Origin of the sequence: Kitasatospora putterlickiae, from assembly GCF_039527695.1 — a bacterium.
Taxonomy (GTDB): Bacteria; Actinomycetota; Actinomycetes; order Streptomycetales; family Streptomycetaceae; genus Kitasatospora; species Kitasatospora putterlickiae.
Map to the genome: position 1 here is coordinate 2,332 of NZ_BAAAKJ010000527.1, position 12,402 is coordinate 14,733.

Below are 12,402 nucleotides of genomic sequence, written 5' to 3' on the forward strand. Positions count from 1 at the left end.
GGCGAGGACGTGATGTCCTCGCCCCGCCTTCGGCGGTGGCTCACCTCAGTGGAGAGGTGCGGGCCCCGGTCAGCTGCAGCCGCTGGTGGAGCCGCAGCCCTCGCAGAGGTAGCAGCTGCCGGCACGGCGCATCTTGGTGCCGCAGGAGAAGCAGAGCGGCGCGTCGGCGTTCAGGCCCAGCTGGATCTCGATCAGCTCGGTCGAGTTGTGGGCCTGGGCCGGGGTGGCCTTCGGGGCCGGGGCCGGCGCGGCGGCCGGCTTGGCGGCGGGGGCCACCGGGGCGGACTGCGCGAGCGTCTCGGTGTCCAGCTCCTCCTCGGCCTCCAGCGGCTCGTAGGACCCGGTCTCCAGGTGGCGCTGGCGCTCCTCGACGGAGTGGATGCCGAGCGCCGAGCGGGTCTCGAACGGCAGGAAGTCCAGCGCCAGGCGGCGGAAGATGTAGTCGACGATCGACTGCGCCATCCGCACGTCCGGGTCGTCGGTCAGACCGGCCGGCTCGAAGCGCATGTTGGTGAACTTCGAGACGTAGGTCTCCAGCGGCACGCCGTACTGGAGGCCGACCGAGACCGCGATGGAGAAGGCGTCCATCATGCCCGCGAGGGTCGAGCCCTGCTTGGACATCTTCAGGAAGACCTCGCCGAGACCGTCGTCCGGGTACGAGTTGGCGGTCATGTACCCCTCGGCGCCACCGACCGTGAAGGAGGTGGTGATGCCCGGGCGGCCCTTGGGCAGGCGCTTGCGGACCGGGCGGTACTCGACGACCTTCTCGACCGCGGCGGCCGGAGCCTCCTCGGCCTTCTCGTCCTTCTTCTTGGCCGAGAGCGGCTGGCCGACCTTCGAGTTCTCGCGGTAGATGGCGAGCGCCTTGACGCCCATCTTCCACGCCTCGAAGTAGATCTCCTCGACATCCTCGACGGTCGCGGTGGCCGGCATGTTCACCGTCTTGGAGATGGCGCCGGAGATCCACGGCTGGATCGCGGCCATCATCCGGACGTGACCCATCGGGGAGATGGAGCGCTCGCCCATCGCGCAGTCGAAGACCTCGTAGTGCTCGGTCTTCAGACCCGGCGCGTCGACCACGTTGCCGTGCTCGGCGATGTGGGCGACGACCGCCTCGATCTGCTCGTCCTGGTAGCCGAGGCGCTTCAGGGCGCGCGGCACGGTGCCGTTGACGATCTGCATCGAGCCGCCGCCGACCAGCTTCTTGAACTTGACCAGCGCGAGGTCCGGCTCCACGCCGGTGGTGTCGCAGTCCATCATCAGGCCGATGGTGCCGGTCGGGGCGAGCACCGACGCCTGGGCGTTGCGGAAACCGTTCCGCGCGCCGACCTGGAGCACGTCGTTCCAGGTCTCGGTGGCCGCGGCCCAGACCGGGGCGTCCAGGTCGTCGAACGAGACGGCGGCCTTCGAGGCGTCCGCGTGCTGCTTCATGACCCGCTGGTGCGGGGCTGCGTTGCGGGCGTAGCCGTCGTACGGGCCGACCACGCCGGCCAGCTCGGCGCCGCGGCGGTAGGCGGTGCCGGTCATCAGCGAGGTGATGGCGCCGGCCAGGGCGCGGCCGCCCTCGCTGTCGTAGGCGTGGCCGGTGGCCATCAGCAGGGCGCCGAGGTTGGCGTAGCCGATGCCCAGCTGGCGGTAGGCGCGGGTGGTCTCGCCGATCTTCTGGGTCGGGAAGTCCGCGAAGCAGATGGAGATGTCCATCGCGGTGATGACCAGCTCGACGACCTTGGCGAAGGTCTCGGCGTCGAACGAGTCGTCGTCGCGGAGGAACTTCATCAGGTTGAGCGAGGCGAGGTTGCAGCTGGAGTTGTCCAGGTGCATGTACTCGGAGCAGGGGTTGGACGCGTTGATCCGGCCGGACTCCGGGCAGGTGTGCCAGTGGTTGATGACCGAGTCGTACTGGATGCCCGGGTCGGCGCAGGCCCAGGCGGCCTCGGCCATCTTGCGGAAGAGCTTCTTCGCGTCGACGGTCTCGATGACCTCGCCGGTCATCCGGGCGCGCAGGCCGAATTCGGTGCCGTTCTCGACGGCGGTCATGAATTCGTCGCTGACCCGGACCGAGTTGTTGGCGTTCTGGTACTGGACGGAGGTGATGTCGTCCCCGCCGAGGTCCATGTCGAAGCCCGCGTCGCGCAGCGCGCGGATCTTCTCCTCCTCCTTCACCTTGGTCTCGATGAAGGCCTCGACGTCCGGGTGGTCGACGTCGAGCACGACCATCTTCGCCGCGCGGCGGGTGGCGCCACCGGACTTGATGGTGCCGGCGGAGGCGTCGGCGCCGCGCATGAAGGAGACCGGGCCGGAGGCGTTGCCGCCGGAGGACAGCAGTTCCTTGCTGGAGCGGATCCGGGAGAGGTTCAGGCCGGCGCCGGAGCCGCCCTTGAAGATCATGCCCTCTTCCTTGTACCAGTCGAGGATCGAGTCCATGGAGTCGTCGACGGAAAGGATGAAGCAGGCGGAGACCTGCTGGGGCTGCTTGGTGCCGACGTTGAACCAGACCGGCGAGTTGAAGCTGAACACCTGGTGGAGGAGGGCGTGGGTCAGCTCGTGCTCGAACACCTCGGCGTCGTCCGGGGTGGCGAAGTAGCCGTTCTTCTCACCGGCGGCGCGGTAGGTGAGCACCACGCGGTCGATGATCTGCTTGAGGCTCCACTCGCGCTGCGGGGTGCCCACGGCGCCGCGGAAGTACTTGGACGTGACGATGTTGACGGCGTTCACCGACCAGAAGTCGGGGAACTCGACGCCGCGCTGCTCGAAGTTGATCGAGCCGTCGCGCCAGTTGGTCATGACGACGTCGCGCCGCTCCCAGCGGACCTCGTCGTACGGGTGCACGCCAGGAGTGGTGTAGATGCGCCCGATCCGCAGACCGCCCTTGGGGGCCTTGCCGGCGCCGCCCTTGGCCGCCGTCTTGTCGGACTTCGACCCGCGTGCGGAACCGCTCGTGGTGTCTGTCACTTCTGTTCCTCCTCCTGGTTGGGCAAACGCCCGGAGTGCCCCGAAAAGTCCGGGCACGACTGGTTCGCTCTTCCGGTGTGCGGGCAGGCGGGAGTCACTCGCCGACCGCGCACGGTTTGTCATGGTCTGTGCGCCGTTTTCGGGCACACGTCGGCCCTTGCGGGGGCCGGGGATGCTGCCGACCCCGGAAGGGGCCGGTGAAGGGCCGGGCCGGTTAGGGCGCGGCGGCGGCGACGGGCACCGGGGTGCCGTCCGCCTCGGGGGCGGGCCGCTCGGCGCGGAGTTCCGCGATGGCGGCCTCGAAGTCTTCGAGTCCGTCGTACGCCTGGTAGACGCTGGCGAAGCGCAGGTAGGCGACGACGTCGAGTTCCTTCAGCGGGCCGAGTATGGCCAGCCCGACGTCATGGGTGGTGAGCTCGGCGTTGCCGGTGGCCCGCACGCACTCCTCGACCCGCTGCCCGAGCTGGGCGAGGGCGTCCTCGGTGACCGGGCGGCCCTGGCAGGCCTTGCGGACGCCGGAGATGACCTTCTCCCGGGAGAACGGTTCGGTGACGCCGCTGCGCTTGATGACCATCAGGGCGGCCGTCTCCACCGTGGTGAAGCGGCGGCCGCAGTCCGGGCACTGCCGGCGACGGCGGATGCAGCTGCCGTCCTCGGTGGTCCGGCTGTCGACGACGCGGCTGTCGGAGTGCCGGCAGAAGGGGCAGTGCACCTGAGGATCCCTCCCTGGCAGGACGTGCGGACTGGTCGAGTCTATGCGATCCCGGGGCGCTGGTAGCAACCCGATCTTGAGGCCTCGACCACAAGTACTGGGCCACGGAGAGGACTGTAGCCACTACATCTAGGTCCGTGGCGGAAGTGGGACCCCTGGCGTGTCGGCGCGGACTAGGATTCCGGAGAAGCCTCGGGCTCGAACATTTAATCGATGTACAACAAAGCCTTGATCGAGTCAGCCAACTCCCGAATAATTCACTCGAACGTGTGTTTGGCGCAACCTTTCGATACGAGGTGCGTTGGGCTGGAAAAAGGAGAGGACAGCCGTCGAGAGGGGCCGCCGTGAACACCGTCGAAAGCAACACCATCCCGGTGCAGGAACACTCCCAGCTCAAGGTGGGGCAGCGCACCACGAATCAGCAGAGTGTGGACATCAGCATGGAGCGTAGCGAAGACCACCGACCTCCGGGCCCGGGCCTTTCCGGCGTCGGCCGCGTTCCGGACCAGGCCATCGAGCACTCCGCCGTCCTGGACGACGGGCTCCCCGCGCCGACCCGTTCGGCGCCCGGGCGGCCGCCCGGCATCCGCACCGACGAGGCCGGCCTCACCGAGCGCCAGCGCCGGGTGATCGAGGTCATCCGGGACTCGGTGCAGCGGCGGGGCTACCCGCCGTCCATGCGCGAGATCGGCCAGGCCGTCGGCCTGTCCAGCACCTCCTCGGTGGCCCACCAGCTGATGGCGCTGGAGCGCAAGGGCTTCCTGCGCCGGGACCCGCACCGCCCGCGCGCCTACGAGGTCCGCGGGGTCGAGGTGGCCCGGCCGAACACCGCCGAGACCGCCGGCCGCCCCTCCACCTCATACGTGCCGCTGGTCGGCCGGATCGCCGCCGGCGGGCCGATCCTCGCCGAGCAGACGGTCGAGGACGTCTTCCCGCTGCCGCGCCAGCTGGTCGGCGAGGGCGAGCTGTTCGCGCTCACCGTGCGCGGCGACTCGATGATCGAGGCGGCCATCTGCGACGGCGACTGGGTCACCGTCCGCCGCCAGCCGGTCGCCGAGAACGGCGACATCGTGGCCGCGATGATCGACGGCGAGGCCACCGTCAAGCGCCTCAAGCGCGAGGACGGCCGGATCTGGCTGATGCCCCACAACCCCGCCTACGAGCCGATCAACGGCGACAACGCGACCATCCTGGGCAAGGTCGTGGCGGTCCTCCGCCGGCTCTGACCCGCTCCACCCGCCCCCGACACCTCGGAACCCGACACCCTCGGAACCAGACACCCTCGATCCCGGCTCACAGGAAGGGGCTCCCCGCACACCGCGCGGAGCCCCTCCGGCTCGCCTCAGCCCCGCTTCACCACCGGCCGCACCGGCGCCGCCGAGGCGTCGATCGCCGCCAGCGAGCGGCGCACCTGGTTGCGGTCCGTGGTGTACCAGAACTCCGGCATCGAGGAGCGGAAGAAGCCGCCGTAGCGCTTGGTCTCCACCCGCGGGTCGAGCACCGCCACCACGCCCCGGTCGTCCCCCGCGCGCACCAGCCGGCCCGCGCCCTGCGCCATCAGCAGCGCCGCGTGAGTGGCCGCGACGGCCATGAAGCCGTTCCCGCCGCGCTGTTCGACGTCCTTCTGCCGGGCGCTCATCAGCGGGTCGTCCGGCCGCGGGAACGGGATCCGGTCCATCACCACCAGCTGGCAGGCCGACCCCGGCACGTCCACGCCCTGCCAGAGCGACAGCGTGCCGAACAGACAGGTGGTCGCGTCCGAGGCGAACTCCCGGATCAACTCGCCCAGGGTGTCCTCCCCCTGGAGCAGGATCCGGTGGTCCAGCCGCTCCCGCATCGCCTCGGCGGCCGCCTGGGCACCGCGCATCGAGGAGAACAGGCCGAGCGTCCGCCCGCCGGCCGCGCCGATCAGCTCGGCCAACTCGTCCAGCATGTCCGGCCGTTCGGGATCGCGCCCGGGATCGGCCAGGTGCCTGGCGACGTACAGGATGCCCTGCTTGGGGTACTTGAACGGCGAGCCGACGTCGATGCCCCGCCAGTGCGGCACCGGCTCGTCCCCGAAGCCCGCGCCCGCCGCCTCCGGGTTGTCGCCCGGGGTGCGGACGTCCGGCAGCCGGGCCTCGGAGGGCAGACCGACCGAGGCGGCCACGCCGTTGAAGTCCCCGCCGAGCTTGAGGGTGGCCGAGGTGAGCACCACCGAGCGCTCCTTGTACAGGCCCTCGCGCAGCAGCCCGGAGACGCTCAGCGGGGCGACCCGCAACGAGGCGGTGCCCAGCCCGTAGCGGTCGCCGCGCTCGATCCAGACCACGTCGTACTCGGAGTCCTGGAGCAGCCGGTCGGCGGTCTCGTGCAGCGCCTCGGCGGAGGCCATCGCCTGCTTGCGGACGGCGTCCTCGTCGCTGAGCCCCTTGTCCCTGGTCTCGCCGAGCGAGGTGATCACCTGCCGGGCGGCGTCCCGGATCGCGGTGACCGCGTAGCCGAGGTACTCGGGCAGCTCCTCGACCCGGCCGGGCTGGGCGGTCTCCATCAGGCCGTGGTAGTTCTCGGCGGCGGCCTGCAGCGCGTCCACGGCCTTCTCGTTGGCGAGCCGGGCGGCCCGCTTGACCGCCCGGTTCACGGCCCCGACGGTCAGCTCGGCGGTGGCCGCGCCGGTGACCCGGTTGACCAGTTCGTGGGCCTCGTCGATGATCAGCAGCCCGTGCTCGGGCAGCACCGGCGCGCCCTCGATCGCGTCGATCGCGAGCATCGCGTGGTTGGTGACCACCACGTCGGCGAGCTTGGCCCGCTCGCGCGCCTTCTCGGCGAAGCACTCCTGCCCGTACGCGCAGCGGGTGGCGCCCAGGCACTCCTTGGAGGTGACCGAGAGCTGCGCCCAGGCCCGGTCGGAGACGCCGGGGGTCATGTCGTCCCGGTCGCCGGTCTCCGTCTCGTCCGCCCAGTCGCGCAGCCGCAGCACCTCCTGGCCGAGCTTGCCGGCCGGACCGCCCATCGCCTCGACCGGGTCGAACAGGCCCTCGCCCTCGTCGCTCGGGGTGCCCTCGTTCGCCCGGTGCAGGCACAGGTAGTTGGAGCGGCCCTTGAGCATCGCGAACAGCGGGCGGCGGCGCAGCACCGGGTGCAGCGCCTCCACGGTGCGCGGCAAGTCCCGCTCGACGAGCTGGCGTTGCAGCGCCAGGGTGGCGGTGGCGACCACCACCCGGTCGCCGTGGGCGAGCGCCGGCACCAGGTAGGCGAGGGACTTTCCGGTGCCCGTGCCGGCCTGCACCAGCAGGTGCTCGCCGTGGTCGACGGCGTCGGCGACGGCCTCGGCCATCCGGAGCTGGCCGGGGCGCTCGGCGCCGCCGACGGCCGCGACCGCGGCGTGCAGCAGTTCGGGAACGCGGGCACGGGGGACGGCCTCGACCGGGGCGCCGTCCTCAGGGTCCCCGGCGTCGTCGGCGTCGGCGGGGAGCTGGGATTCGGAGTCGTTCGTCATGACCCTCCCACCCTACGGGGCAGGGGTGACAATCCGGTCCCGTCGGCCCGACAGCGGCGCGGTCCCGTCGACGGCGAGCGGGTTGGGCACCGTGCCGTGCCGGGCGGCGTGCGGGCGGTGCGAGCGGTCCCCGTAGCCGTCCAGCAGCAGCCGGTTGCGGTTCAGGCAGAGCCGGTCGATCCGCGGCCGGAACAGGTCGAAGAGCGCGAACCGGTCGGCGAGCTCCGGGAAACGCGCCTGGTGACGCAGCACCTCGGCGCGCAGCAGCGCCCAGAACTCCGCCTCGGCCAGGCCGGTGCGCGCCTCCAGCAGCGGCGCCAGGTAGCGGAACACCCCGATGAACAGCCCGGAATGCAGGAACTGGCAGAGGCCCTGCGGATCCTCGCGCAGCAGCACCGCGTCCACCTCGGCGGGCAGGCCGCGCAGCTCCGGCAGGTTCTGGTCGCTGAGGTTGACGTCGTCGACGAAGTCCTTGACCGCCAGCCGGACCGGCACGTCGCGCTCGTCGAAGACCACGATGGCGTTCTCGCCGTGCGGGGAGAAGACCAGCCCGTACCGGTAGAGGAAGTGCAGCAGCGGCGGCAGCATCGCGGCGAACAGCCGGGCGGTCCACTCGGCGGGGGCGAGCCCCGAGCGGGCGATCAGCTCGGCGGCGAGCGGCCGGCCGTCACCGCCGGTCTGCAGCAGGGCGGCCAGGGTGCGGGCGCGCTCGCCGGGCGCCAGGGCGGGGCCGAGCGGCTCGCGCCAGATCGCGCCCAGCAGTTCCTTGTACTGGTAGGGGGCCTCGGGCAGCTCCCGGTAGAGCGGGTGGTCGACGGTGACCGAGGCGATCTCGCCGAGCAGCACCACCCGGCACTCGTCGCGCAGGAACGGGTCGGCGTCGCGCAGCCCGTGGATCCAGGCGGTGACGGCGGGCGCGGCCAGCGTGCGCTCGGTGGGCAGGCCGCGCCAGACCAGGGTGTTGAGGACGGCCAGCGGCAGCTTGACGGTGCAGCGCTCGGGGCGGCTCTCGTTGAAGAACGAGCGGATCGACTGCTGGGGCAGCCGCAGGTCGCCGTCGGTGCCGAGCGGGACGATCTCCCCGGAGGCGATCCACGGGGCGAACAGCGGCAGCACCGTCTCGTCCCACTGCCAGGGGTGCACCGGCAGCAGCAGGTAGTCGCCGGCGGCGGCGCCGAGCGGGGCGCGCAGCGCGTCCGGGTCGTCCAGCTCCCGGCGGTACAGCGCCCCGGGGTCGGCGAGTCCGGCCACGCCCCGGTACTCGGCGAGCCGGCGGTGGACGGCGATCCAGGGCAGCGCGCGCGGGGTGCGGGCCTCGGGGGCCCAGCGGGCGGCGTCGGCGGCGGAGAAGCCGATCCGGCCCTTGTTGGGGACGATCCACGGGTGGCCGCTCTGCCGGCCCTCCAGCGCGGTGTGGCCGAGGTCGGCGAGCTCGGCTGCGGTGAGCGCGGTGGCGAGCAGGTGGGCGTCGGCGGTCAGCGTGGCGGTGAGTTCGCGCAGCAGGTGGCCGGTGGTGTCACCGCGCAGGCCGAGGGTGTGCCGGGCGTGGATGAGGAAGCGCAGCGGGTCGGGTTCCTCCGGCGCGTCGCAGGTGACCGAGCCGGGGTCGACAAGCCAGCCGTCGTAGGCGCCGCGCCGGGCGGTGAAGCGGTACTCGGCCCCGGACAGCTTGAGCGCGTAGCCCCCGGGGGTACCGGTCCCGACGGGCGTGAGGAGCTCCTCGTAGGCGAACTCGCCGAGCATCTTGGCCAGCAGCGCGCGGCCGGCCCGCTGCCAGTGCCCGGCGGTGAGCTGCGGCGGCAGGTACAGCGGCGGTTCAGCGGCCGGCGGTCGCGGCACGGGACGGCTCCTGGGGTCGGGGACGGGCGGGTACGGGAACGGGTGCGGCGGCCGGTGGCGCGAAGCCGGTCCAGGCGGTGCGCCCGGGCAGCCGGTGAACGGTCCGGCCGGTGAGGGCGTTGAGGATCACCGCGGCGCGGTGGGCGCCGAGGCCCAGGTCGGGGGTGCCCACCCCGTGGGTGTGCAGCTCGCCGTTCTGCACGTACAGCCCGCCGGTGACCTCCGGCAGGGTGGCCACCCGGTGGTCGAGGCCGACCCGGTAGCGGCCGGCGGCGTCCCAGTCGACGAGGTGGGCGAGCGGTTCCAGGGCGGCCGGGCGGGCGGCCCGGTAGCCCGTGGCGAGCACCACGGCGTCGGTGCGCAGCACGTGCCCGGTGCCGGAGTCGGTGTGCAGGCAGTCGAGTTCGAACCCGCCGCAGGGGCCGGAGCGGGCGTCGGTGACGGCGGTGCCGGGGGTGATCTCGACCGGCGCGTCGCCGACCGGCCGGCCGACGGTGCGCGCGTAGAGGTGGTCGTGGATCTCGGCGAGGGTCTCGGCGGAGGCGGCCTTGTGGAGCTGCCACTGGGCCTCGACCAGGGTGTCGCGCACGGCCCCCGGCAGGCCGTGGAAGTACCGGGTGTAGTCGGGGGTGAAGTGCTCCAGGCCGAGCTTGGAGTACTCCATCGGCGCGAGCGCCCGGGTGCGGGTGAGCCAGCGCAGCCGCACGCCGTCGCCCTCGTGGCGGCGCAGCAGGTCGAGGAAGACCTCGGCACCGGACTGGCCGCTGCCGACGACGGTGATGTCCCGGGCCCCGGCCAGGCCGTCGCGCCGGTCGAGGTAGTCGGCGGAGTGGAAGACCCGCGGGTGGCCGTCGAGGGCGGCGAAGGCGGCGGGCCGCACGGGCAGGGTGCCGACGCCCAGCACGACGTTGCGCGCCTCCACGGTGCGCTCCCGGCCGGTGGCGCTCTCGCGCAGCTCGGCGCGGTACCGGTCGCCGGCCCAGTGCAGGGCAGTGACCTCGGTGCCGAAGCGGCAGTTGGCGAGCCGGTCGGCGGCCCAGCGGCAGTAGTGGTCGTACTCGCGGCGGGTGAGCTGGAAGCGTTCGGTGAAGTAGAACGGGAACAGCCGGTCCTGTTCGCGCAGGTGGTTGAGGAAGGACCACGGGTTGGTCGGGTCGACCAGGGAGACCAGGTCGGCGAGGAACGGCACCTGCATCCGTGCGCCGTCGACGAGCATCCCGGGGTGCCAGCGGAACTCCGGGCGCCGGTCACAGAAGAGGGTGCGCAGGCCGGGGACGGGCTCGGCGAGCGCGGCGAGCGAGAGGTTGAACGGGCCGATGCCGACGCCGAGCAGGTCGTACGGCCCGGGCGGGGGTGCGGGGGTGTCCATGGGCGGGTGCAGTCCTAGGCGGGGTGCGGGGTGCGGTCGCGGACCATCAGGGCGGCCCGTTTGCCGGGCAGGTCGAGTTCGGCGGCGAGCCGGAAGCCGGCCCGTCGGAAGGCGTGGACGGAGCGCCGGTTGCGGACGTCCGGCTCGGCGAGCACCCGGGCGCAGCGCGGCCGTTCCCGCAGGACGCGGTCGGCCAGGGCGGCGAGCAGGGTGGCGCCGAGGCCCCGGCCGCGGCTGGTGGCGGGGCCGAGCAGCAGGTGGAGGCCGGTGTCGTGGGGCCGGGCCGGGTAGTGCGCGGCGAGCGGGTCGAGGTCGGCGCGGTAGACCTCCCAGTAGCTCACCGGGGTGCCGTCGAGCAGGCCGAGGCAGGGCAGGCTGTGCCCGTCGCCGTCGAGCTGTCCGCGCAGGTGCCGCGCGGTGACGGCGGGCGGTCCGGCGAGCTCCCAGAAGGCGGCGACCTCGGGGTCGTTCATCCAGCCGGTGAGCAGGTCGAGGTCGGCGGGGAGCCGGACCGGGCGCAGCCGGAACTCCCCGGCGGCGGTGGGCATGGCGCCCCAGCGGGCCGGCTCGTCGTGGGCGCTCCCGGTCACGCGCCGGCCACCGGGTTGGGGATCTCGACGTAGACGGACTGGGTGGCGACCGGGCCGACCAGTTCGTCCAGGCCCTGGATCCGGGTGAGCAGGTTGGCCTTGCAGGGCAGGGTCGGCGCGTCCAGCAGCAGGCCGGGGAGCGCCGAGCCGGTGGCGGTGGCGGCGGGTCCGGTGAGGAAGCGCCGCAGCGCGGCCAGCAGTACGGCCTCGTCGGCGAGTCGCTGGGAGCCGAGCGCGCCGACCAGGCCGAGCACGTGGTTGATGCCCAGGTAGTAGGCGAAGTGGTGGTCGATCACCGGGTCGTCGAGGAAGGTGTCGCTGCGCGCGCCGAGGCCGGGCAGCCGGGCGGTGAGCCGGTCGGCGGCGCTCCGCCGGTAGTAGTAGCCCTGGTTGTCGCGGTAGCGGCCGCCGGTCGGCCAGCCGTCGGCGTCCAGCAGGACCAGGCTGTTCTGCTGGTGGGCCTCCAGGGCGATGCCGGCCGCGCCGTCCAGCCAGAGCACGGGCAGCACGACGGCGTCCAGGTAGCGGAGGAACCATTCGGCCGTCACGGTGGGCAGCGGGCGGCCGGTACGGGCCGCGAGCGCGCGCAGCAGGTCGCCGAGCCGGGACGGGACGGTGTCGCCGCCGCGCGCGCCGTGCGGGCGTTCGGCGACCAGCCCGGCCACGCAGTAGGCGCGGTCCCCGGGGGCGAAGGGCTGGGCGCGCAGCACGGTGTCCAGGCCGCCCGGGTCGCCGAGGCCGGGATGGTCGACGCCGATCCAGGCGGGGTCGCGGACGATGTCGAAGCCCGGGTGGGCGGCCCGCCATTCGGCGGCGAGGCCGTTCTCCAGCAGCCGGTGCATCTCCAGGCCGCGGTGGAGCTCCTTGCGGAGGTTCTCCCGGCGGGAGTTGGTGATCCGCAGGCCCAGCGAGAGCTTGAGCATCCAGGGGGTGCCGGGCCGGTAGACGGTGCGCACCGAGGAGGTGGGGTACCAGGGGTCGCCGGCCGGGCCTAGGTCGTGCAGCCGGCCCTCGGCGAGCAGGTCGGCGACGACGGGCCGGTGGGCGAGTTCGCGGGCCTGCCAGGGGTGCAGTGGCAGGGCTGCGGTGCCGGGCGGCAGCAGGGCGGGGTCGTCGAGCAGCCGGGCGGTGATCCGGTCGGCGCCCTCGGTGACGGCGGAGCCGGCGGCGAGCAGTTCGCGGTCGACGGCCCACCAGTGCAGTTGGAAGGAGCCGTGCAGTTCGGGTGAGTAGGCGGCGCTCTGGGCGGGGCCCAGGCCGTCGCGGCTCTTCGGGGTGGGGTGCATCGGGTGGCCGAGCAGCAGGGACTGCTCGGCGGCGAGGAACTCCGAGCGCTCCGGTCCGCCGGGCACGGGAGCGGTGGCGGCGCGGTGGTGGGCGAGGATGTCGGCGGTGCGGACCGCCGAGTCGGCGACCCGGGCGGCGAGGTCGGCGACCTGTCCCGGGTCGGGCCGGTCGGCGGCCG

General features: G+C 73.0%; 8 protein-coding genes. 1 reads left to right on the top strand and 7 read right to left on the bottom strand.

What is annotated here, in order from left to right; all coding sequences use genetic code 11:
- Positions 1–69: 69 nt before the first annotated feature.
- The gene (locus ABD308_RS38725; RefSeq protein WP_344345705.1) at positions 70–2,952 is read right to left on the bottom strand and encodes a vitamin B12-dependent ribonucleotide reductase; all 2,883 of its coding nucleotides are present in this window, start codon (positions 2,950–2,952) and stop codon (positions 70–72) included.
- 214 nt (positions 2,953–3,166) lie between these two features.
- Positions 3,167–3,664, bottom strand: a complete 498-nt coding sequence (nrdR, locus tag ABD308_RS38730; RefSeq protein WP_344345707.1) for a transcriptional regulator NrdR — start codon at positions 3,662–3,664, stop codon at positions 3,167–3,169.
- Positions 3,665–4,008: 344 nt separating this feature from the next.
- Between nrdR and lexA the strand changes: the two genes are divergently transcribed.
- Positions 4,009–4,890 (top strand): transcriptional repressor LexA, encoded by an 882-nt coding sequence (gene lexA / locus ABD308_RS38735; RefSeq protein ID WP_344345709.1) that lies wholly within the window; start codon positions 4,009–4,011, stop codon positions 4,888–4,890.
- 116 nt (positions 4,891–5,006) lie between these two features.
- On the opposite strand, the gene ABD308_RS38740 is transcribed toward lexA, so the two are convergent.
- From ABD308_RS38740 to ABD308_RS38760, 5 genes are all read right to left on the bottom strand, one after another.
- Complete coding sequence (locus ABD308_RS38740; RefSeq protein ID WP_344345711.1) at positions 5,007–7,139, bottom strand: ATP-dependent DNA helicase; 2,133 nt, start codon at positions 7,137–7,139, stop codon at positions 5,007–5,009.
- 12 nt (positions 7,140–7,151) lie between these two features.
- Positions 7,152–8,978 (bottom strand): IucA/IucC family protein, encoded by a 1,827-nt coding sequence (locus ABD308_RS38745; protein ID WP_344345713.1) that lies wholly within the window; start codon positions 8,976–8,978, stop codon positions 7,152–7,154.
- Complete coding sequence (locus ABD308_RS38750) at positions 8,956–10,347, bottom strand: lysine N(6)-hydroxylase/L-ornithine N(5)-oxygenase family protein (protein ID WP_344345715.1); 1,392 nt, start codon at positions 10,345–10,347, stop codon at positions 8,956–8,958. The genes ABD308_RS38745 and ABD308_RS38750 overlap by 23 nt, the downstream gene beginning before the upstream one ends.
- Positions 10,348–10,361: 14 nt before the next feature.
- Positions 10,362–11,042, bottom strand: coding sequence for a GNAT family N-acetyltransferase (locus tag ABD308_RS38755; protein WP_425554965.1), 681 nt, complete (start codon positions 11,040–11,042; stop codon positions 10,362–10,364).
- Positions 10,934–12,402, bottom strand: a 1,469-nt coding sequence (locus ABD308_RS38760) for an IucA/IucC family protein (RefSeq protein ID WP_344345719.1), incomplete at its 5' end; no start/stop codon positions are given. The genes ABD308_RS38755 and ABD308_RS38760, both read right to left, overlap by 109 nt.